This is a genomic window from Caulobacter sp. FV1ye13L, from assembly GCF_058681155.1.
Genome location: NZ_CM178732.1, coordinates 2181833 through 2202958, shown reverse-complemented (window position 1 = coordinate 2202958; position 21126 = coordinate 2181833). Strand labels below are relative to the sequence as shown.

17 protein-coding genes, 2 tRNA genes and 1 pseudogene are annotated in these 21126 nt (G+C 65.7%); 10 read left to right on the top strand and 10 right to left on the bottom strand.

Going from position 1 to position 21126, the window contains the following annotated elements:
• Positions 1-65 precede the first annotated feature (65 nt).
• Both ACW176_RS10575 and ACW176_RS10570 read left to right on the top strand, forming a co-directional pair.
• A complete protein-coding gene (locus ACW176_RS10575; protein WP_492109089.1) occupies positions 66-596 on the top strand; it encodes a MarR family winged helix-turn-helix transcriptional regulator in 531 nt (176 codons plus the stop codon).
• 8 nt (positions 597-604) lie between these two features.
• On the top strand, positions 605-1495 hold the full coding sequence (locus tag ACW176_RS10570; RefSeq protein WP_492109088.1) for a CPBP family intramembrane glutamic endopeptidase: 891 nt from the start codon (positions 605-607) through the stop codon (positions 1493-1495).
• Positions 1496-1541: 46 nt separating this feature from the next.
• Here the strand turns inward: ACW176_RS10570 and ACW176_RS10565 are convergent, their stop codons facing one another.
• Entirely contained in the window at positions 1542-2876 is a 1335-nt protein-coding gene (locus tag ACW176_RS10565; RefSeq protein ID WP_492109087.1) for a cytochrome P450, read from the bottom strand.
• A 237-nt stretch (positions 2877-3113) separates the two neighbouring features.
• Here ACW176_RS10565 and ACW176_RS10560 point away from each other — a divergent pair, with 237 nt between their 5' ends.
• Positions 3114-4781 carry a GMC family oxidoreductase gene (locus ACW176_RS10560; protein ID WP_492109086.1) on the top strand — a complete coding sequence of 556 codons (1668 nt, stop codon included), beginning with the start codon at positions 3114-3116 and terminating at the stop codon, positions 4779-4781.
• Positions 4782-4794: 13 nt separating this feature from the next.
• Positions 4795-6318, top strand: coding sequence for an acyl-CoA synthetase (locus tag ACW176_RS10555; protein ID WP_492109085.1), 1524 nt, complete (start codon positions 4795-4797; stop codon positions 6316-6318).
• Between the two features lie 3 nt (positions 6319-6321).
• Here the strand turns inward: ACW176_RS10555 and hfaB (ACW176_RS10550) are convergent, their stop codons facing one another.
• From hfaB (ACW176_RS10550) to ACW176_RS10535, 4 genes are all read right to left on the bottom strand, one after another.
• Positions 6322-7377, bottom strand: coding sequence for a holdfast anchoring protein HfaB (gene hfaB / locus ACW176_RS10550; protein WP_492109084.1), 1056 nt, complete (start codon positions 7375-7377; stop codon positions 6322-6324).
• The gene (gene hfaB, locus ACW176_RS10545; protein ID WP_419320379.1) at positions 7377-8300 is read right to left on the bottom strand and encodes a holdfast anchoring protein HfaB; all 924 of its coding nucleotides are present in this window, start codon (positions 8298-8300) and stop codon (positions 7377-7379) included. Before hfaB (ACW176_RS10545) ends, hfaB (ACW176_RS10550) begins: the two co-directional genes overlap by 1 nt.
• A 42-nt stretch (positions 8301-8342) precedes the next feature.
• Positions 8343-8780, bottom strand: coding sequence for a holdfast anchoring protein HfaA (hfaA, locus tag ACW176_RS10540; RefSeq protein WP_492109083.1), 438 nt, complete (start codon positions 8778-8780; stop codon positions 8343-8345).
• Between the two features lie 91 nt (positions 8781-8871).
• Positions 8872-9477, bottom strand: a complete 606-nt coding sequence (locus ACW176_RS10535) for a hypothetical protein (protein WP_419320375.1) — start codon at positions 9475-9477, stop codon at positions 8872-8874.
• Positions 9478-9944: 467 nt separating this feature from the next.
• On the opposite strand from ACW176_RS10535, the gene ACW176_RS10530 reads away from it, so the two are divergent.
• Positions 9945-10394: a MaoC family dehydratase gene (locus ACW176_RS10530; RefSeq protein ID WP_419254495.1), complete on the top strand. Its 450-nt coding sequence runs from the start codon at positions 9945-9947 to the stop codon at positions 10392-10394.
• Positions 10395-10496: 102 nt separating this feature from the next.
• Here ACW176_RS10530 and ACW176_RS10525 read toward each other — a convergent pair whose 3' ends face one another.
• From ACW176_RS10525 to ACW176_RS10515, 3 genes and pseudogenes are all read right to left on the bottom strand, one after another.
• A complete protein-coding gene (locus tag ACW176_RS10525; RefSeq protein WP_492109082.1) occupies positions 10497-11282 on the bottom strand; it encodes a helix-turn-helix domain-containing protein in 786 nt (261 codons plus the stop codon).
• Between the two features lie 121 nt (positions 11283-11403).
• A pseudogene (locus ACW176_RS10520) lies at positions 11404-11591 on the bottom strand (CsbD family protein); the annotation flags it as partial.
• A 69-nt stretch (positions 11592-11660) separates the two neighbouring features.
• Positions 11661-12509 (bottom strand): trypsin-like serine peptidase, encoded by an 849-nt coding sequence (locus ACW176_RS10515; protein ID WP_492109081.1) that lies wholly within the window; start codon positions 12507-12509, stop codon positions 11661-11663.
• A gap of 141 nt (positions 12510-12650) precedes the next feature.
• Here ACW176_RS10515 and ACW176_RS10510 point away from each other — a divergent pair, with 141 nt between their 5' ends.
• The 3 genes from ACW176_RS10510 to ACW176_RS10500 all read left to right on the top strand — a co-directional run bounded on the left by ACW176_RS10510 (position 12651) and on the right by ACW176_RS10500 (position 17436).
• A complete protein-coding gene (locus ACW176_RS10510) occupies positions 12651-14843 on the top strand; it encodes a S9 family peptidase (protein ID WP_492109080.1) in 2193 nt (730 codons plus the stop codon).
• Positions 14844-14982: 139 nt separating this feature from the next.
• Positions 14983-15534, top strand: a complete 552-nt coding sequence (locus ACW176_RS10505) for a GNAT family N-acetyltransferase (RefSeq protein WP_419320365.1) — start codon at positions 14983-14985, stop codon at positions 15532-15534.
• 108 nt (positions 15535-15642) lie between these two features.
• Entirely contained in the window at positions 15643-17436 is a 1794-nt protein-coding gene (locus ACW176_RS10500; protein ID WP_492109079.1) for an ATP-binding protein, read from the top strand.
• 113 nt (positions 17437-17549) lie between these two features.
• Here ACW176_RS10500 and ACW176_RS10495 read toward each other — a convergent pair whose 3' ends face one another.
• On the bottom strand, positions 17550-17990 hold the full coding sequence (locus tag ACW176_RS10495) for a Ros/MucR family transcriptional regulator (protein WP_419320360.1): 441 nt from the start codon (positions 17988-17990) through the stop codon (positions 17550-17552).
• 344 nt (positions 17991-18334) lie between these two features.
• Positions 18335-18408 (bottom strand) — tRNA-Gln (locus ACW176_RS10490).
• A gap of 151 nt (positions 18409-18559) precedes the next feature.
• On the opposite strand from ACW176_RS10490, the gene ACW176_RS10485 reads away from it, so the two are divergent.
• Together ACW176_RS10485 and sppA are read left to right on the top strand one after the other, a co-directional pair.
• Positions 18560-18636: transfer RNA gene (locus ACW176_RS10485), tRNA-Pro, on the top strand.
• 129 nt (positions 18637-18765) lie between these two features.
• On the top strand, positions 18766-20550 hold the full coding sequence (gene sppA, locus ACW176_RS10480) for a signal peptide peptidase SppA (protein ID WP_492109078.1): 1785 nt from the start codon (positions 18766-18768) through the stop codon (positions 20548-20550).
• Positions 20551-21126: the final 576 nt, after the last annotated feature.

Sequence of the window (21126 nt, the reverse complement as noted above, 5' to 3'; positions counted from 1 at the left end):
AGACTTGCGCGCGACACGCTTGATCGCGCCTTGACGATATATAACAGCGCTTATACATCATCCGGATGTCATCGCCTTCCCCCACGCTTGGCACCCTGCTGCACCACCTGATCGAACTGTTGGATGGCGATGTGCAGGCGGCCTACACCACCGCCGGCCTGGCCTGGCGACCGCGCTACACGCCCGTTCTGCGAGGCCTGATGAGCCCGGGCCCGGCGTCGATCAAGGCGCTGGCGCTGAAGATCGGTATCAGCCATTCGGCCGTCAGCCAGACGGTCGCGCAGATGGTCAAGGACGACCTGGTCGAGCTGAAGCCGGGCGCCGACGCCCGCGAGCGCATCGTCGCCCTGACGCCCAAGGCGCAGGCCATGGTCCCGGCCCTTCAACGCCAGTGGGCCGCGGTCAACGCCACCGCCGACGCCCTGGACGCCGAGCTTTCGGCCCCGCTGTCCGGCGTCATCCGCGAAGCGATCACCGCCCTGAGCCACCGGCCGTTCGGCCAGCGGATCCTGGCGCAGACCCAGACGCTTTCCGCGCCGGACCACGCCTCGCCTCCCCCTTCAAGCCCGCTTGCCCCTGAGCACCCGACATCATGAAGATCGATATGACACGCTGGACCCACCCCCTTGAGCTGGGCGAGCGCCGGTTTCTGCATCCCGGACCGCTGCGCTGGCTCAGGGCCCTCGGCTGGGCCCTGGCGCTGTTCTTCCTGATCGCCCTGGCGTCGCTGTCGACCGGCGAAGCCCTGGGCAAGGCCTTGCCCAAGACGTCCGGCGCGGCGCAGCTGGCGGCCAATATCGTGGCGGTGCTGGTGGGGCTGGGGGTCTACGCCCTGGCGGTGCGACTGGCCGAAGGGCGCTGGCCGTCCGAGATCGCCTGGCGACCCGCTATTCCGCAACTGGTTGCGGGCCTGCTGATCGGGGTGGCGATGTTCGCCGCCGTGATGGCGATCATGGCGGCGTTCGGCCTCTATGACATCCGGCCCCTCGGCGCCGCGCCGGCCTGGATCGCCATCGGCAAGGCCGTTCAGTCCGGCGTGATCGAGGAGATCATGATCCGCGCCATCCTGTTGCGCCTGACCTGGAGGGCGTTCGGCCCCTGGGTGGCCTTCGCGATCTCCGCCGCCCTGTTCGGCTTTGGCCACCTCCCCAATCCGAACGCGACCGTGTTCGCGGCCATCGCCATCGCGCTGGAGGCCGGGATCATGCTGGGCGCCTTCTATGCGTTGACGGGACGGGTCTGGATGTCGATCGGCGTGCACGCGGCCTGGAATTTCACCCAGGGCTATCTGTTCGGCGCCGCTGTGTCCGGCGGCGACTTCGGCCCCGCGATGGCGTCAAGCACGGCGCGCCCGGGTTTCCCCGAATGGCTGACCGGGGGCGCCTTCGGCCCCGAGGCTTCGCTGCCGGCCCTGGTGGTCTGCACCACCATCGGCCTCGGCGTCACCTGGATGGCCTGGCGGGCCGGCCAGTTCGCCAGGCCGCCGGCCGTCTAGCCCTGCCCCCTCCGGATAACGCGACGCGATCCGGAGGGGTTGGACGCTACCCCCGCTTGACCATCAGCTTGCTGATGGCGTGCACGAAGTTGTTGGGCGCGATCTCCATCTCGCCGGTGGCCTTCAGGTCGGGGAAGCGGGCCAGGATCTGGCGATAGGCTTCCTCCAGCTGGATCTGGGCCACGCGCTTGCCGATGCAGGTGTGGGGGCCATAGCCGAAGGCGATGTGCTTGGCCGCGTTGGGGCGGCGCACGTCCAGCTGGTCGGGGTTGGGGAACACCTCCGGATCGCGGTTGGCCGCGCCGTAGTACATGATGACCTTCTCGCCTTCGCGGATCATCTGGCCGTTCAGCTCGACATCGGCCGTCGCCGTGCGGCGCATGTAGATCACCGGGCTGACCATGCGAATGAACTCGTCAACCGCGCCGCCCAGCAGGCCGGGATTGTCGATCAGCGCCTGCTTCTGGTCCGGGAACTCGGTCAGCAGCTTCATCGCGCCCGACAGGGTGTTGCGGGTGGTGTCATTGCCCGCGAACACGATCAGCAGCCAGGAGCCGTCCAGATATTCATCGGCCAGCAGGGCGCCGTCGACCTGGGCCCGGGCAATGGCGGTCAGCAGGTCTTCCTTGGGATCCTCGCGACGCTTGAGCAGCATCATCCGACCGTAGTCGAACATCTCCTCGACGTTGGTGTTGAAGTCCATGACGAACTGCATGAGCTCAAGCGTCGGGGTGATCGGGGCGGCGGCCTGCTGCACGGCCAGATCCTGGGCGCGCTCCAGATAGTGCATCCACTTGAGGAACCGGGGGCGATCCTCGGGCGGCACGCCCAGGATCTCGCACAGGGTGAACAGCGGCAGCACGCTGGAGAAGTGCTCGACCATGTCGATGGTGGCGCCGCCTTCCAGCAGCAGCTCCATGGCGTCGAGCAGCCGCGTGACCTCACCCTTCACCGCCTCGGTGATCCCGCGCAGATAGGACGGGGTGAAATACGGCATGTGCTCGCGACGCAGCTGCAGGTGATGCGGCGCGTCGAGATTGATCATGGTGTCCATCGACGCCCGGAACAGCAGGGCGTGACGGCGATCGGGCGGGCCCATGGCCATCAGGATGCCGCCGCGCTGCGACGAATAGGTGGTCGGGTCGCCGTTGACGCTCATCACGTCTTCATGCCGCGTCACCGCCCAGAAGCCCGGCCCGCCATAGGGCTCGGCATGCCACATCACCGGCGCCTCGACCCGCATCCGCGCATAGTCGGCGAAGGGCTGACCCTTGGCGAAGCGGAAGATGTCGGCGAGGTCGATATCGGGCAGGGTCGGATAGGTGGTTCCCGCTCCAGGACCGGCCTTGCCGTCCACCACTGTCTGGCTGATCAGATCCACGCATCGTCTCCCGGGAACATCGTTCTGTGGGTGGGACGATAGCGCCTAAACATGGCGCGCCAACGGCGCCGCGACGGCAACTGACGCAAGGTGAGGCTTTGCGTTCGGCCCAGACCTGCGCATTGTGAGTGAACGCCGATCATGCGGACACACGCAGACGGCCCCGAGCCTTTCCGCATGGACGGGCTCTAAACATAAAAAATGGAGCGCGCCCAAGCGCGCTTTAGGGAGAGAGCGATGAGCGCGACCATCGAGGCTGACTACATCGTCGTGGGCGCCGGTTCGGCCGGCTGCGTTCTGGCCGCGCGGCTTTCCGAGGATGGTCGCTTCAAGGTGCTGTTGCTGGAAGCCGGCGGCGATGATCGGCCGACCAAGAACCTCTCGCAGTTCACCTCGAACCTGATGATCCACATCCCGGTCGGCTATGCCCAGACCCTCAAGGACCCCAAGGTCAACTGGCTTTATACCACCGAGCCCGATCCGGGCACCGGCGGACGCGCCCACGTCTGGCCGCGCGGCAAGGTGCTGGGCGGTTCGTCCTCGATCAACGCCATGCTCTATGTGCGCGGCCAGCAGGCCGACTATGACGGCTGGCGCCAGCTGGGCTGCGAAGGCTGGGCCTGGGACGACGTCCTGCCCTGGTTCCGCAAGTCGCAGAATCAGGAGCGCGGGGCCAGCGACCTGCACGCCACCGGCGGCCCGCTCAACGTCTCCGACATGCGCGACGGCAACGTCATTTCAGAAGCCCTGATCGAGGCCTGCGACCAAGCCGGCATCCCCCGCTATGACGACCTGAACGGCAAGGATCAGGAAGGCGCCACCTGGTATCAGGTGACCCAGAAGAACGGCGCGCGCTGCTCGGCCGCTGTCGCCTATCTGCACCCCGCCATGAAGCGGGCGAACCTGCAGGTCGAAACCAACGCCCTGGCCAGCCGCGTGATCTTCGAGGGCAAGCGCGCCGCCGGCGTCGAATTCGTGCAGAACGGCGTCAAGCGCACCGCCAAGGCCCGGGCCGAGGTGATCCTGGCCGGCGGAGCGATCAATTCGCCCCAGCTTCTGGAACTGTCGGGCATCGGCAATGGCGAGCTGCTGCGCCAGCGCGGCATCGCGGTCGTTTCCGACCTTCCCGGCGTCGGCGAGAACCTGCAGGACCATTATCTGACGGGCGTGCGCTACCGCCTGAAGGCCGGCGCGCCGTCGATCAACGCCATGAGCAAGGGCGCCCAACTGGCGGGCCAGGCGCTGAAATATGTGCTGTTCCGCAAGGGCCTGCTGACCCTGTCGGCGGCGCATGTGGCGGCGTTTTGTAAATCCAGACCAGATCTCGCAGGACCGGACATCCAGTTCCACATCCTGCCGGCCACCATGGATCTGAATAAGCTGTTCAACGAGCAGAAGATGGAGCTGGAGGACGCGCCAGGCATGACTATCGCGCCCTGCCAGCTGCGCCCGGAAAGCCGCGGCTCCATCCATATCAAGTCGGCTGATCCGTCGCAGTACCCGGCCATCGTCGCCAACTATCTGGCCGATCCGCTGGACCAGGAGGTCGCGATCGCCGGCCTGAAATGGGCGCGCAAGATCGGCGAGCAGCCGGCCATCGCCAAATATGTCGAGCAGGAGATGAACCCTGGTCCAGGCTTCGAGAGCGACGAGATGCTGCTCGAATATGCCAAGGCCTCGGGCTCGACCCTCTACCACCCGGTCGGCACCTGCGCGATGGGCAGCGGGCCCATGGCCGTGGTCGACGCCCAGCTGCGGGTGCGCGGTGTGGATGGCCTGCGGGTCGTCGACGCCTCGATCATGCCGCGCCTGGTCTCGGGCAACACCAACGCCCCCACCATCATGATCGGCGAGAAGGGCGCGGCCATGATCCTTCAGGCCGCCAAGACCCCCGTCGCGGCTTAGGAAACCTCACCTCATGCACCCCTTTATCCACGCCCAGACACAACCGCAAAAGCCCGCCTACATCATGGCCGGCTCCGGCGAGGTCGTGACCTACGGCCAGCTGGACGCCCGCTCCAACCAGGGCGCGCAGCTGTTTCGCTCACTGGGCCTGCAGACCGGCGACGTCATCGCCATCCTGATGGAGAACAATGCCCGGTTCTTCGAGATCGCCTGGGCCGCCCAACGCGCGGGGCTCTATTATGTCTGCGTCTCGACCAAGCTGACGGCGGCCGAAACCCAGTACATCCTGCAGGACTGCGGGGCCAAGGTGTTCATCACCTCGGTGGCGATGGGGTCGCTGATCGACGAAATCCCCGCCCTGGTTCCGGGCCTGAAGCTCTACACGGTGGGCGGCGCCCATGGCGCCTATGCCGACTTCGAGGCGGCCCGCGCCGCCATGCCCGAGACCCCGATCGCCGATGAGAGCGCCGGCTCGGACATGCTCTATTCGTCGGGCACCACCGGCCGACCCAAGGGCGTCAAGCCGGCCCTGAACGGCGGCCCGATCGAACAGCCCAACGCCCTGCAGATGATGGCCCAGGGCCTGTTCGGCTTCTCCGGCGACAGCGTCTATCTGTCCCCCGCCCCGCTCTATCACGCAGCCCCGCTGCGCTGGTGCATGAGCGTCCACAAGCTGGGCGGCACGGTGATCGTGATGGAGAAGTTCGATCCCGAGGCCGCCCTGGCCCTGATCGAAAAGTACAAGGTCACCTGCGGCCAGTTCGTGCCGACCCACTTCGTGCGGATGCTGAAACTGCCCGAAGAGACCCGCGCGAAATACGACGTCTCGTCGATGCAATCGGCCGTCCACGCCGCCGCCCCCTGCCCGGTTCCGGTCAAGGAGCAGATGATCGCCTGGTGGGGCCCGGTGATCTTCGAATACTATGCCGGCACCGAAGGAAACGGCTTCTGCTGGATCAATTCGCAGAACTGGCTGACCCACAAGGGCAGCGTCGGCCAGGCCGTGCTGGGCGAACTGCGCATCTGCGATGAGGACGGCAATCCGGTCCCGCCCCGCACCGAGGGCGCGGTCTATTTCGCCAACGGCCCGGCGGTGAACTATCACAACGCCCCGGACAAGACCGCCGAGAGCTACAACCAGCACGGCTGGACCACCCTGGGCGACGTGGGCTGGGTCGACGAGGAGGGCTATCTCTACCTGACCGACCGCAAGAGCTTCATGATCATCAGCGGCGGGGTGAACATCTATCCGCAGGAGATCGAGAACCTGCTGATCACCCACCCGATGGTGGCCGACGCCGCCGTGGTCGGAGCGCCGTGCGAAGAGATGGGCGAAAAGGTCGTGGCGGTGATCCAGCCCCTGGCCTGGGCCGAGGATCACTCTGATCTCGCCGACGAGCTGATGGCCTTCGTGCGGGCCAATCTCAGCCACGTAAAATCGCCGCGCCGCATCGACTTCATGCAGGAACTGCCCCGCCACGCGACGGGCAAGCTCTACAAGCGGCTGATCCGGGATGCTTACTGGGCCAAGACCTAGGGCCTAGGGCCGGTTGGGAGCCGCGCCCCGGTCCGGGGCCAGCCAGCGCGAGCGATCCAGGTACGGGCCGTTATAGCCTGGCGCCGCGACCACAGGAGCGGCGGGCCTGGGCGCCTGGGCGGCTGGCGGCGGGGCCTGGACACTCTGGACGGGGCGCGCCTGGCGAGGCCGGGCGCCGTCGGCCGGCTCGTTCAGGCATTGGGTCGGCTTGACCTGCAGCAGCGTGCTGGCGAAGTCATAGATGCTGCGCTCGACCAGGGTGCGTGCCGCCAGCTGCATGGGCTCCAGCTCGCTCTTGCCGCCGGAAATGTCGATGACATTGCCATTCAGGAAGTCGAACACGCCGGGTTTGATCTCCCGGCCGATGATCTGCTTCTGGTAGGAGGTGATGTCGATGATCTCCTGCGAGCGGGAGTCGACCATGCGCATGTCGATGGCGATGTTGATCACATAGGTGCTGCCGGTCAGCGACCCTTTCAGCCCGCCCGTCCCCACATCACCGCCACGCGCATCCACGCCCGACGAGCGGATATTGTAGTTCAGCTCTGTAAGCCCGCCGACAATGTAGAAGTCAGAGCCGGCGATCTGTCCGGCATAGATGGGGCGATAGTTTTCGGGGTCAGAGCCGGCCTTTTCCGGAGAGTCCGACAGGGTGTGGTTCTGGGCATAGGCCAGTTCGGTATCGGAAATGCCCCGATCGCCCCGCTCCACCAGCCGCAGGCCGGCCTTGCCCAGGGCGCTGATCGCGAACAGCGACGCACCCTGGCTGACCTTGGCCCCGGTCGTGATGTCGCGCTTGCCGGTCAGATCGGCAATGGCGCCGACCGCCACCCGGGGCGCCGCTCGCCCGGTGGCGGCGGCACTCGACGCCAGACAGGCCAGGGCCGACGAATACTGCGTCGGATTGGTGGTCGCCGGGGCGTCGCCGATGGGCTGGGCATAGAGACCCGTGACCTTGTCGGCGGTGGTCGAGGCGCAGCCGGCCAGCATCAGCGCGACCAGGGTCGCGGCGATCCGTGCACTGTGACGGCCGGCAGTCAGGCCCAGGTCTTGAGACATCACCAGGTCCTCGGTTGGGCTTGAACGGTCCGCGAGGCCGCATAGGCCGGGAGCGCCGGACCCTGCGGTTCGGTTACCGGATCAAGGCAAAGATTCTTCGCCTCACCGCCACGGAAGCCGGCGATCATCTCGAACACGCCGCGCTCGACCAGGGTGCGAACGGCGGCCTGCATCGGCTCCATGCCGCTGCGGCCATAGGAGGCTGCTGCGCCGAGCTTGTCATTTCCAGCGGTCAGGCCAAGGTCAAGGCTGCGGCCGACCAGCTGTTTCTGATACGAGACCATGTCGACCACCTCCTGGGAGCGTGAGTTTACTAGCCGAAGATCGATGGCGATGTTGAGCACATAGGTCTGGCCCGCCGCGCCGGCCCGCACGCCATTCAAACCCCGGTCGCCAATCTGGGCGTCAGCGCCGGTCGAGCGGATGTTGTAGTTCAGCTCCGTGATGCCGCCGACGATATAGTAGGACGAGCCGGCGATCTGACCCGCCAGGATGCGGCGGAAATTGTCACCGCTGCTGCCGGCCAGTTCGGGCGTATCGGACAGCAGGCGCTGGCGGGCATAGTTGAGCTCGATCTCGGCCACGGAATTATCGAGCCGCTCGACCACCGGAAAGCCCGCCTTGCCAAGCGCCGTGATCGCAAACAGCGAGGCCCCCTGGCTGATCTTGGCGCCGGTCTCGAAGTCGGACTTGCCGGTCATGTCCGAGATCCGTCCGACCGAGATACGCGGCATCGGCCGGCTCAGCGGCTGGCGCGCCAGGCAGATCAGGGCCGGCGTGTAGGGCGTCGGGTTGCGGGTGGCCGGCGCATCGCCGATCGGCCGCGCATAGTCGCCGCCCGCCTCGGCAGCCAGGCTCGGCGGCGCAACGGCGAGGATCGCCGCCGCAAGGCCTGCGGCCCCCAGGGCGCGAGCGATCAACATGGTGCTGGTTTCCTTATGAGACCGAGAGCGTTGGTCAGGGCGCTACTGGTTGGATCCGGTCGATTTGGCGGCCGAGCCATTGAGAACAGCCGTGGCCGAAACCGATCCGGTATTGGTCTGAACACTGTTGAGCACGACCGTATTGTTGGATCCCTCGACCGTGACATTGACCAGATTGCCGATCGCGGTGGCGCTGTTGCTGGCCCCGCTCTCGAAAAAGGCCGCGCCATAGACGGCGGTATTGGTGTTGGTGGTGATCTGGCTGCCGCCGACGCCGCTCTGGATCACACCATCCTTGATGATGCGGTTGCCCTGGCTGTCGCGGGTGGAAGGATTGAAGCGCTCGGTCTCCATGGCCCGGGCATTGCCGTAGCCGGCTTCGAGGCTGCCGATTCCGTCGCGACCCAGGGTCTGCGCTCCACCCTGAACAGGCAGGGCCAGCAGAGCGACGGTCAGGGCCGGCGTGAACATCTTGAGCATGGGACAGGTCCTGAAAGAGGATGGAAAAGGCGCGACTGAAGGCGGGAGTAAAGGACGCTCGCGAGCGCTCAACGAGCGTCCTTGTGCCGACTTAGAAACCCTTGACGGACAGGGTGTTGCCGATGGCGGCGGCCGTCGCCGAGACCGAGTCGCTGACATTGCGAATGGTCGTGTTGGCGGTGGCGTTGACGGCGGCGTAGTTGATCTGGGTCGAGTTGACCTGGCCCAGATCGGCTTCGATGGTGGCCGTGTTGCTGATCGCTGCAGCGGTCGCGTTCACTTCGCCGCTGATATCGGTCAGGGTGGCGTTGAGGACGGCGGTCGGATCATAGTTGGCGTACTGAACATTGTTCACGACGTTGACATAGTCGGCCTTGATCGAAGCTGTATTGGCGATCGCGGCCGAAGTCGCGTCGACACTCTTGCCAACATCGCGGACGGTCGCGTTCAGTTCAGACGAAACATCGCCGAAGAAACGCTGCGTATTGTTGATGGTGTTGGCCGTGGCGCCTTCTAGCGTGACGCTGTTGCCGATACCAGCCGCAGTCAGGGCGACCTTGTCTTGAACATCGCTGACCGTCGCATTGAGCTTGGCGCGAATATTCGAGCTGTTGGTCTGGTTGGTATTGATGGTCTGAGCTTGGGCAGTACCAGCGACCGTCAGCGCGGCGATGGTGAGCAGGATGGTGCGGTTCATCTGTTTTCTCCACTAAGCCGATCATTCGGCGAATGGTACTTCGCAAGGCGCGTGCCACGCCTGGAGAAATTCGACCCGCCGGCCCGCAGCTAATCAGTCACCCGCCAATCAAGCTCATATGTTAATTTCCGATAACCTCGATTCATCAAGCAAATCAGTCCCCGCCCCTTTTGGCTCCGCTTCTTTGCCGGCAACAGTAGCCAAACGTTAATTTCCCATTATTGTTGTATTACTTGTTTTGGGTAGTTTTCGGCGGCGGCTCTGGAAAATAGTCCGACCAAAACTGCAACAGATCCCAATTTTGGGACGGACCGTCTGTGTCCATTTGACACAGTGACCGGCGCATGGGTGGCGCAGGCCAGGATCGGCCGGATGCAGCACAAAGCTTGGGCTCGACCTTGCCCCAACCGCCCGGCCATGGGATCAATCAAACAACTGTTTGCACAAGACGTGTTTGGGAGAACGCCATGAAACAAGTCGCCTATGCGGATATCGCCAGCCTGGTTGGTCAGGAAATCGGTGTTTCGGACTGGGTCGAGATCAGCCAGGAGCGGGTCAACCAGTTCGCCGAGGCCACCGGTGATCACCAGTGGATCCATGTCGATGTCGAGCGCGCCACCCGGGAAATCGGCGGCCCGATCGCCCACGGTTATCTGACCCTGTCGCTGATCCCGATGCTGGGCGCCGGCATCCTGCACGTCACCGGCGTGACGCGCGGCATCAACTACGGCTGCGACAAGGTCCGCTTCACCGGCATGGTCCGGGTCGGCAAGCGCGTGCGCATGCGCCAGAAGCTGCTCAGCGCCGAGCCCAAATCGGGCGGCCTGCAGATGAAGAACGAGTGCACCATCGAAATCGAAGGTGAAGAGCGCCCCGCCTGCGTGGCCGAGACCATCTCGATCATCTACGGCGCATAAAGCGTCGTGCGGAAAAGTGGATGCCGGTTTTCCGCGAAAACGACGCGAAAAAAACCTACAGCATCGCGCTGAATACGAAGCTCAGCACGATGCTGTAGGCCCTCAGCCTCCCGCCACGCCCCGCAGAGCGGCGGCCGTGGCGGGATCGGCCGGCAGGAACGTCTCGATCGTCAGTTCAGACACGGTCACGTCCAGCGCGCCGCTGAAGGTCATTGTGGTCGTCAGGAACGACAGTTCGCCCAAGGGCGTATTCAGCCGCAGCGGCACGGCGATCATCCCCTCGCCGCCGCGGGGATGGGCCTCGCCGCCAGGATAGGCCGACAACTCGCGGATCAGGTCGGCCAGACCTGCGTCACCATTATCGGCCAGCTCCCGGCGCAGGCGCGACAGGATATGGCCGCGCAGCTCGGCCAGATTGACAATGCGGGGAGCCACGCCTTCGGGGTGCAGGCTCAGGCGCAGCATATTGACCGGCCCCTCCAGCAGTTTCGGGTCGACACCCTCCAGCAGAAGGCCCGCCGAGGCGTTGTGGGCCAGCAGGGTCCATCGCCGGTCGATGGCCAGGGCAGGAAACGGCATGTGAGCCGCCAGCAGCGTCTCGACAGCGATCTTGGCGGCCTCCAGCCCCGGATCGTCCAGCGACCGTTCCGGGAACAGCGGCGCGAAGCCGGCCGCCAACAGCAGAACGTTGCGTTCGCGCAGCGGCACGCCCAGGCCTTCGGCCAGGCGCAGCACCATGTCGCGGCTGGGCGCGGCGCGGCCGGTTTCCAGGAACGACAGGTGCCGGGTCGAGATCTCGGCCTCGCAGGCCAGGTCCAGCTGGCTGAGCCGGCGCCGTTGACGCCAGTCGCGCAGATGCTCGCCGATGGTAAGGACGGTGGTGGTCATGACGGCAAGTTAGGTCGAGCTTGGCCGACGCGCCATTACCTCCGGCGTCATCGGCTGGCGCCGGAAACGAAAAACGGCCCCGGGATCGCGCCCGGGGCCGTTCGTCAGTCTGGTCGGGACCAGACCTTATTTCTTGATCGCGTCGCCGATGGCGTCCTGCGCCTGGCCGACCTTGTTCTGGATGTCGCCCTTGGCCTTCTGGGCCAGGCCTTCGGCTTCGAGGCGTTCATTGCCTGTCGCCTTGCCGATCGCTTCCTTGGCGGCGCCGACGCCCTTGTCGATAGCGCCTTCAACACGATTGGTGCTCATGGCTGTGCTCCTGTTGGGGTGAATGTCCCCACAAGAACGGCTCCGCTGACGCTAAGGTTCCCAGCCTTTCTAGCGTCCCACGCCCATGGCGCTGGCCGAGACCGCAGCCGAGGCGGCCGTCGCGCCCTCGACCATCGGTTCGATCCGGGTGGACGGCGCGGCTGCCGTCAGGGGCGACGGCTTGCCCAGGAGGCCGATGGTCTCGCGGATATATTTGGCGTGGGTGACGATGCCGATCTCCAGCCGCTCGCCCGACAGCTCGACCTGCTGGGTCAGGATACCGGCGATGAACTGCACTTCCTGGCTTTCGGTGGCGCCCGGCCGACGGCGCGCGCCCTGCGCCATGAACACCGGTCCGCCCGAATTGCCGGGGAAGACCGCGAAATCCATCAGAAAGGTCGGAAAGGCCGTGGCCGGGGCCAGCGGATAGGAGGCCACGCGGCCCGACCGCAGAATGGGAAAGCCGGCCGGATTGGCCGACAGGCCGCGCGGGAAACCCAGGGCCATCATCTCGTCGCCGGGACCCAGCTTGTAGTGGCTGAAGGTGTCGTCCTTGGCCAGCCAGGCCAGCGGGATCGCCGCCTTGGCGAATTCCGGCGGCGCCTCGACCACGAGGGCGGCGACATCGCGGCCCGCGTGCTTGACCCACAGCGGATGGTCGCCGTCGCGAATCTTCAGGGTCTGGGGATCATAGCGCCAGACGCCGTCACGGGACTGGATGCGATAGCCGATCTTGGCCGAGAACGACGGCATGCGGTCAAAGACGTGGGCGGCGGTGATCAGGATGGTGCGGGGTTTGCCGTCGGGATCGATGTCGGCGATCAGGAACCCGGTGCCGACCGTTCGCGAACCGTCCTTGAGCGGCTGCTCAAGCTGAACCGTCGCCTGGATCAGATCGACGGACAGGTCGTAAACCATCGTCGCCCCTACTCTTTTACTTACCCCGCTGGGCGCACGTCGGCGCGCTTCGCCAGATAAGTTTGACCAGACCCGTCATGGCCCGCAAGCTGGCGATCTGACGCAGAGATCGTTTACGCGTTGGTGGGGGAAACAAGCATCATGAACCGACGTCAGATGATGACGAGCGCGGCCGCCGTGCTTACTTCAAGTCCAGTTTTCATTCCCGGGATCTCCATGTCCGCATCCAAAGCCGCTCGCCCCGTCCCGCCCGTCGCCAAGAAGGAGCCCAAGCGCATCGAGCAGCTGGGCCGGGTGCGGACCGACGACTATGCGTGGATGAAGGACGACAACTGGCAGAAGGTCCTGCGCGACCCGTCGCTGGTCAAGGCTGACGTCAAGGAACACCTGACCGCCGAGAACGCCTACACCAAGGCCATGCTGGCCTCGACCGAGGCGCTGCAGACGGCGATGTTCGAGGAGATGAAGGGCCGCATCAAGCAGGACGACGCCTCCGTCCCCGCCCCCGACGGTCTGTGGGAATACTACACCCGCTTCGAGACCGGGGCGCAGCACCCGATCCACGCCCGCAAGCCCAGGGGCGGCGGGGCCGAACAGATCCTGCTGGACGAAGAGGCCGAGTCCAAGGGCAAGGCCTTCTACCAGGTCGGCGCCGCCAGCCATTCGCCGGACCACAAGCTCTATGCCTTTGCTGTCGATGAGCAGGGCTCGGAAGTCTATCGCATCCACGTCAAGGACCTTGAGACCGGCAAGGTGCTGGAAAGCCCGGTGGAAAGCACCACCGGCGACTTCTGCTTCGCGCCCGACAGCCAGTGGCTGTTCTGGACCTTCCGGGACGACAATGGCCGCCCGGCCCGCATCCATCGCCGCCCGGCCCGCGGCGGCGCCAAGGACGATGTGCTGATCTATGACGAGCCCGACGAGGGCTTCTTCATCGGCGTCGGCACGGTGTCGTCCGAGAAGTTCATCGTCATCAGCTGCGGCAACCAGGAAACCAGCGAAAACCTGCTGATCCCGGCCAGCGATCCGACCGCCAAGCCCGTGGTCGTCGAGCCGCGTCAGGTCGGCCTGCGCTACGAGCTGGACCACTGGAACGACCACTTCGTGATCCGCACCAACGCCAACGGCGCCGTCGACTGGAAGCTGGTCACCGCGCCCGAGGCCACGCCCGGCAAGGCCCACTGGAAGGACTGGGTGGCCCACACCCCCGGCCGGCTGATCGTCGGCATGATCGCCTTCCAGAACCACTTCGCGCGGCTGGAAAAGGTGGACGCCGTCAACCGCATCGTCATCACGGCGCGCCCTGACAAAGATGGGGCCGGCGAAGAGCACGTCGTCGACTTCGACGAGGCCGCCTATGCCCTCAGCCTCGAGGGCGGCTACGAGTACGACACCGCCACCGTGCGCTTCGTCTACAACTCGATGACCACGCCCCGGCAGTGGTTCGACTATGACATGGCGACGCGCGAGCGGACCCTGCGCAAGACCCAGGAAATCCCCTCCGGCCACGATCCCAGCCAGTACGAGACCCGCCGCCTCAACGCCAAGGCCAGCGACGGCACAGAGGTGCCGGTCTTCATCCTGATGAAGAAGGGCACAAAGCTGGACGGCTCGGCGCCGCTGCTCCTCTACGGCTATGGCAGCTACGGCGTCTCGATGGAGGCCAGCTTCTCGATCCGCAATTTCAGCCTGGTCGACCGCGGCTGGATCTGGGCCACGGCCTGCCCGCGCGGCGGCTCGGAAAAGGGCTGGAGCTGGTTCCTGGACGGCAAGAAGGACAAGAAGAAGAACACCTTCACCGACTTCATCGCCTGCGCCGAGCACCTGCATGGCGCCGGCTACGGCAAGCCGTCGAACACCGTAGCCTATGGCGGCTCGGCCGGCGGCCTGCTGATGGGGGCGATCACCAACATGCGGCCCGACCTGTTCGCCGGGATCATCGCGGCGGTGCCGTTCGTCGACGTGGTCAACACCATGAGCGACGTCACCCTGCCGCTGACCCCGCCCGAATGGCCCGAATGGGGCAATCCGCTGGAGGACGCGGCGGCCTATGACTACATCGCCAGCTACAGCCCCTATGACAATGTCGAGGCCAAGCCCTATCCGGCGGTGCTGGCCACCGGCGGTCTGTCGGATCCGCGCGTCACCTATTGGGAGCCCGAAAAGTGGGTGGCCAAACTGCGCCCGGCCAGCACCAGCGGCAGACCCGTCCTGCTGAAGATCAACATGGACGCCGGCCACGGCGGGGCCTCGGGCCGGTTCGACTTCCTCAAGGAGATCGCCCTGGACTACGCCTTCGCGGTCTGGGCGGTGGACAAGGGCTGGGAGGCTTAAGGGTGCCTGACTTCAAGGTCCTCCCCCTGCAGGGGGAGCTGTCGGCGAAGCCGACGGTGGGGGAAGTCAGCCAACGGCGGGGATCACTTCCCCCTCCGGCCCTGCGGGCCGCCTCCCCCATCGGGGGGAGGACTTTCCAATGACCCTCACCATCCGCCCCTCGACCGACGCTGACCTGGCGGCCATCACGGCGATCTATGGCTGGAACGTCCGCAACGGCCTGGGCACCTTCGAGGAAGACCCACCCGAGCAGGACGAGATGGCTCGTCGCCGCGCCACGTTCCTTGATCGCGGCCTGCCCTATCTGGTCGCCGAACGGGATGGCGTCGTGCTGGGCTATGCCTATGCCGGCCCGTTTCGTTTGCGCGCCGCCTATCGCTACACGGTCGAGGACAGCGTCTATATTTCGCCGGACGCCGTGGGACAGGGCGTGGGCCGCGCCCTGCTGGCCGCCCTGATCGAGGCCTGCGAAGCGCTGGGGTTGCGTCAGATGGTCGCGGTGATCGGCGATAGCGGCAACAGCGCCTCCATCGGCCTGCACGCGGCGATGGGCTTCGCAAAACAGGGGGTTTTCCCCGACATGGGCTTCAAATTTGGCCGATGGGTCGATCTGGTGTGGATGCAGCGCCCTCTGAATGGCGGAGGAACGCGAAATCCAGATGCGCCGGGACTGGCGCTGAGCGGTGTCTAGAGCCTGAATTGACAGGTGTCAGTCATGGCCCTGGGCCAAGATTTAACTCTTCCTCGGCTACGGAACCTGAAGTGGTGGGACACATGAAGTCGTAGACAGGGTTTGGCTTTGCCGATCACCTCAACATCGAGGCCCGCCGAGGCCGCCCTGATGCAGGCCTATGTACCGATCGCGCGCGGCTATCTGATTGCGGCGGCCGTTTACTACTGCCTGATCAGCCTCTCGCATCCCTTCTATGAAACCCCCTCGAACCTGCTGATTTTAGGCAGCCTGTCGGTGACGGCGGCGGCCTATGCGTTTGTCGCCTGGCGGGCTCTGGGGCGCGGACACTGGACCGGCTGGCGGCTGGAGGCCCTGATCCTGGTGATGAACGGCCTGTTCCTGGCCAATGTCATCGCCCACCACACGCTGCATCTGGAACCCCAGAAACTGGTCTATTTCGTGCTGATGGCGCTGGTGTTTGCGGCCTCGGCCCCGACCCGCCGGGTGGCGCTGATCAGTGTCGCCCTGGCGATGACGGGACTGTTCCTGATGGCCCGCAAGGCCCCCGGCGACATGATTGCCCAGTACATGTTCATGGGCATGGCCGGCGCCTTCGCCGCCCTTGGCATGTCCACCATGGTGCGTGGCGCGGTCAGTCGGGAAGTTCACGCCCGGCTCGCCAGCGACGCCCTGAACGCCGACCTCCAGCGGGAGCTGAAGGAGAACCGGCGGCTGCAGGCCCGGGCCGAGGCCCTGGCGATCGCGGCCCAGACCGCCAACCGCGCCAAGACCGACTTCCTGGCCACCATGAGCCACGAGATCCGCACGCCCCTGAACGGTGTCCTGGGCATGGCCCAGATCATGGAGACCGGCGCGCTTGATCCGGAACAGCGACATCGCCTGGGCATGATCACCACGTCCGGCCAGTCGCTGCTGGGGGTGATCAACGCCATTCTCGACATTTCCAGGATCGAGGCGGGCCGGATGGAGATCATCCCCGCACCCTTCGAACTGGATTTCATGCTGGACGCCCTGAGACAACTCTATGGCGGCCTGGCGCGGGAAAAGGGCCTGGCCTTCTCGCTGGACATCGCGCCGACGGCGACAGGCTGGCGGCTGGGCGACGCCGAGCGCCTGCGTCAGGTGCTGAGCAACCTGATCTCCAACGCCATAAAGTTCACCGATCGCGGCCATGTGCGGGTGACCGTCGAAGGTGACGCCCACATGGTGACCTTCTGTATCGAAGACACGGGTGTCGGAATCCCCGAAAGCCATCGCGGCCTGGTCTTTGGCAAGTTCGCTCAGCTGGACAGCTCAAGCACCCGCCGCGCCGGCGGCGCGGGCCTGGGCCTGGCGATCTGCAAGGAGCTGGTGGGGCTGATGGGCGGCCGGATCGACTTTGCCTCCCTGCCCGGCGGCGGTACGCGCTTCCGGTTTTCGACGCCCATGCCCGAGGTCCAGGCGGCCGCCAGCGCGCCCGCGAACCTTACCGCAGCCGCCTATGGCGATGAGACCCCGCCCCGGATCCTGGTGGTCGACGACAACGACACCAACCGCACCGTCCTGCTGACCCTGCTGGGCCATCTGGGCGTCCATGGCGAGGTCGCCGGCGATGGTCGCGAAGCGGTGGCCATGTGGGAGCTTGAGCCCTGGGACGCCATCCTGATGGACATCCACATGCCGGGCATGGACGGCATCGAGGCCAGCCGGACGATCCGCGAGCGCGAGCGCCTAACGGGCCGCCCCCGCACGCCGATCTTCGCCGTGACAGCCAGTGTGCTGACCCATGAGCAAACGCTCTATGCCGATGCGGGCATGGACGGCCTGATCCCCAAGCCGATCGAAGTGGCGAAACTTGTCGAGACCGTGACGCGGATCTTCACGCCGCCCGCGCCGGAAGAAGACCGGGCCTCGGCCTAGAGGCGCTCCAGCCGAGCTGTGCGGGCGTCTTCGGCGCTCAGGCGGCCAGGCGACGCGGAATCAAAAAGGGGCCGGCCTTTCGGCCAGCCCCTCTTCAGTCAATGTCGAAAGCCTTACGCCTTGCGGGCGCGCGGCGCCTTGGCCGGGCTCTTGGCCTTGCGGCCGCCTTGACCCAGGCCCAGGGCCTTGGCCATGGCCGAACGGGCTTCGCTATAGGCGGGCGCAGTCGTAGGATAGTCGTTGGGCAGGCCCCACTTGGCCTTGTATTCGGCAACGGTCATGCCGTGCGTGGTCAGGTGGCGCTTCAGCGTCTTGTAGGGCTTGCCGTCTTCAAAGCTGATCAGAGCGTCCGGCGTGATGCTCTTGCGAATCTGCGCCGAAGTAGCCTTCGTAACCGCCTCGACAACCGGAGCTTCCGGCGAGCCAATACCTGCAAGGGCGTCATGCGTGGCGCGAATCAGCGCCGGAAGATCGGATACCGGTGTGATGTTATTCGCGACATAGTTGGCCACGATTTCCGCAGTCAGCTCGATGAGCGAGGCTTTGTCTTCCACGATGACGTCTCCAATCATGCTTTGATTTGGAAATACACCCCCTACGTTGGAATACAAGTAGTGATTGGATCACACCGGCATCGAGATCGCTTGTTCAAACGGCCTTTTCTGTCGCCGGCTGCGAAATAGAGATCGATGGTCGGAAAATCGCGGTCACGACCGTCCCCGACAACGTTGCGGCTGGTCAAAATGCAACAGAGTTCGCCCCCAGCGTTCAGCTAGAACAGCAACTCAACTTTCGACACCGATAATCGATACATGCGCGGGCTGCGGGCAAGTCTGTTCGCCGCTCTCAGCGCCGCAAGGCGGCGGGGGCCGCGATGCGTTTAAAGTCGCGGGAGACGTGGCTGGGGAACTAGGACTCGAACCTAGAACGACGGTACCAAAAACCGCTGTGTTACCATTACACCATTCCCCAGCAGGAACGGCGAAACCCCGTAGGGATCGGCGAGGCGGTGGAGATAGCGCAGGAGTCGGATGGATGCAACGGCGCTTTCAACTTCTTTTTCGAGCGCCATATTTGACCCTTGCGAGGGGGCGATCGCGCCTCTATAAGCCGCCCTCCAAGTCGGAGTGTGGCTCAGTCTGGTAGAGCACTGCGTTCGGGACGCAGGGGTCGCAGGTTCAAATCCTGCCACTCCGACCATCTTCTCCCGTTTATAAATCCCTTTGTTTCCAACGGATTCGCGTTCGCCGCGTCGAGGTTGCACGCTGTTCATTTGTACGGCGGCGCGACAGCCGTTAGCCTGCGACTGAATTGGTGACGGGATCTTCGATGAAGCAGTTCTTCCTGACCGTGGCCGGCGTGTTCGTCGGCCTGGTGTTGTTCGTGGTGGGCGTCCCCTTCCTGTTGATCGTGATGGCCGCCGGCGCGGCGCGTCCGGCGCCGGTTCCCGCCCATTCGGTGCTGCATCTGGACCTGCGCAGCGGACTGACCGATCAGGCGGCCCAGAACCCCTTCGCGGCGTTCAGCGGCGGCGGAAACTCCGTTATGTCGGTGATCGAGACCCTGCGGCGCGCCGAGGGCGACGACAAGGTCAAGGCCCTGCTGGTGCGCCTGCCCGAGGGCGGCATGGCTCCGGCCGCCGCCGACGAACTGCGCCTGGCCTTCAAGCACTTCCGCTCGGTCGGCAAGAAGCCGATCTACGCCCACAGCCAGGGGCTCTATCCCTCGGGCATGGTGACCTCGACCTACATGCTGGGCGCAGCGTCCAGCGAGTTCTGGATGCAGCCCGACAGTTCGTTCCAGGCCGTGGGCGTCGCCAGCGAGGCGATGTTCTTCAAGCGCTTCTTCGACAAGTACGGCGTCAAGGCCGAGTACGAGCAGCGCTACGAGTACAAGAACGCGGTCAATCCCTACCTCCACAATGACTACACGCCGGCGCACCGCGAGTCGTCGCTGTCGTGGATGGGCTCGGTCTATCGCACCGCCCTGACCACGGCCGCCGCCGACCGCATGAAGAACCCCGCCGTGCTGATCCGCGACCTCGAGGCTGGCCCCTACAGCGCCCAGGAAGCCCAGGCCAAGGGCCTGATCGACCGGGTCGGCCAGGTCAATGATGTCCAGACCCAGGCCCTGTCGCGCGCCGGCAAGGGCGCCAAGCTGATCGATTTCGACGACTACGCCAACCGCTCCAAGCGGCCGGCGTCCAAGACCGGACCCGCGATCGCCGTGATCGGCGCCGAGGGCCCCATCGTCACCGGAACCAGCGGCTCGGCCTCGCCGTTCGGCAGCGAGTCCACGGTCTATTCCGACGACGTGGCCAAGGCGCTGTACGACGCCGCCGCCGACAAGGACGTCAAGGCCATCGTCTTCCGCGTTTCCTCGCCGGGCGGCTCAGACACCGCGTCGGAACAGATCCTGGCCGCCGTGAAGGCCGCCAAGGCCGCCGGCAAGCCAGTGGTGGTCAGCATGGGAACCTATGCCGCCTCGGGCGGCTACTGGATCAGCAGCGGCGCCTCGTCGATCATCGCCGAGCCCACCACCCTGACCGGCTCGATCGGCGTCTATGGCGGCAAGTTCGCCATCGGCGAGGCCCTGTCACGCTTTGGCGTCGACACCCGCCAGGTGCATGTGGGCGGCGACTATGCCGGCGCCTTCGGTGCGGGTGACGGCTTCACCAACGACCAGCGCGCCAGGTTCGCCGGCTGGATGGACCGCATCTATGCCAGCTTCATCACCCGCGTCGCCGAAGGTCGCAAGCTGCCGCCCGAACGCGTGCGCGAGATCGCCAAGGGCCGGGTCTGGACCGGCGAGCAGGCCAAGCAGCTGGGCCTGGTCGACGAACTGGGCGGCTTCTATCAGGCGGTCGACAAGGCCAAGAGCCTGGCCAATCTGACCGGCGAGGTGCGTCTCAAGCGCATGGACAGCGGCCAGTCGCCGTTCGAGGCCATCGAGCACGCCCTGGGCATCAGCGCGACCTCGATGCGCACCCTGGCGGCCTCGGCCTGGATCCTGGGCGATCCACGCTCTGAGGCCATTCTCGACGAGCTGGCCACCGCCCGCCTGCGCGCCGCACCGGGCGGGGCGAGCGTGCTGGCCGACACGCCGATCCGGTAGAGCAGTCGACAAACGACGGAACCAGGGCCGCCAGGCATCGCTTGGCGGCCCTTTTTCGTGGGCTATCGTGATCGACGAGAGACGCCGCGGGGCCGGTCACGAGAGATGGCGTCGCGCTCCCGCGAAAGGCCTGCCCTCAGGCGCACGGGCTGCGCCCCGTGCGCCCCTTGAAGGACTAGGCCGACGTGACCCGGCTCGGACCGTCGCGGCGCAAGCCAGCGCGGCCCACAGAGGTCCCATCCCTGGCCCTCCGCGTCCGCAAGCCGGCGCCGTGTTCGTCCCGATGGCGGTGATTGGACTCCAGACAGGCGGCGGGGACCTGGCCGTCATGACGCCGCCGAGACCCCGCGCGACCTCGGGATCAAGGCGCAGGGCCGTCCGGACGGCCGGATCCTCGTCGCCAGGCCGCAAGGCGGTCAGTCGCCGTGTGGCAAACCCGTCCATGAGAGCGGCTATAGCGAAAACGGCGGCCCCCTTTCGGGGGCCGCCGCCACGCCCGGTCAAGGGACGGACCAAAAGAAAATGCCGGCGCTTTCGCGCCGGCATTCCCAATGTCATCGAAGCGTAGAGCCGCGA

Coding starts and splice junctions, on each gene's coding strand:
- ACW176_RS10535 (WP_419320375.1), bottom strand. CDS start 9,477: ATGAACCGCACCATCCTGCTCACCATCGCCGCGCTGACGGTCGCTGGT.
- ACW176_RS10510 (WP_492109080.1), top strand. CDS start 12,651: ATGAACCGACGTCAGATGATGACGAGCGCGGCCGCCGTGCTTACTTCA.
- hfaB (WP_419320379.1), bottom strand. CDS start 8,300: ATGTTGATCGCTCGCGCCCTGGGGGCCGCAGGCCTTGCGGCGGCGATC.
- hfaA (WP_492109083.1), bottom strand. CDS start 8,780: ATGCTCAAGATGTTCACGCCGGCCCTGACCGTCGCTCTGCTGGCCCTG.
- ACW176_RS10555 (WP_492109085.1), top strand. CDS start 4,795: ATGCACCCCTTTATCCACGCCCAGACACAACCGCAAAAGCCCGCCTAC.
- hfaB (WP_492109084.1), bottom strand. CDS start 7,377: ATGTCTCAAGACCTGGGCCTGACTGCCGGCCGTCACAGTGCACGGATC.
- ACW176_RS10525 (WP_492109082.1), bottom strand. CDS start 11,282: ATGACCACCACCGTCCTTACCATCGGCGAGCATCTGCGCGACTGGCGT.
- ACW176_RS10530 (WP_419254495.1), top strand. CDS start 9,945: ATGAAACAAGTCGCCTATGCGGATATCGCCAGCCTGGTTGGTCAGGAA.
- ACW176_RS10570 (WP_492109088.1), top strand. CDS start 605: ATGACACGCTGGACCCACCCCCTTGAGCTGGGCGAGCGCCGGTTTCTG.
- sppA (WP_492109078.1), top strand. CDS start 18,766: ATGAAGCAGTTCTTCCTGACCGTGGCCGGCGTGTTCGTCGGCCTGGTG.
- ACW176_RS10505 (WP_419320365.1), top strand. CDS start 14,983: ATGACCCTCACCATCCGCCCCTCGACCGACGCTGACCTGGCGGCCATC.
- ACW176_RS10575 (WP_492109089.1), top strand. CDS start 66: ATGTCATCGCCTTCCCCCACGCTTGGCACCCTGCTGCACCACCTGATC.
- ACW176_RS10560 (WP_492109086.1), top strand. CDS start 3,114: ATGAGCGCGACCATCGAGGCTGACTACATCGTCGTGGGCGCCGGTTCG.
- ACW176_RS10515 (WP_492109081.1), bottom strand. CDS start 12,509: ATGGTTTACGACCTGTCCGTCGATCTGATCCAGGCGACGGTTCAGCTT.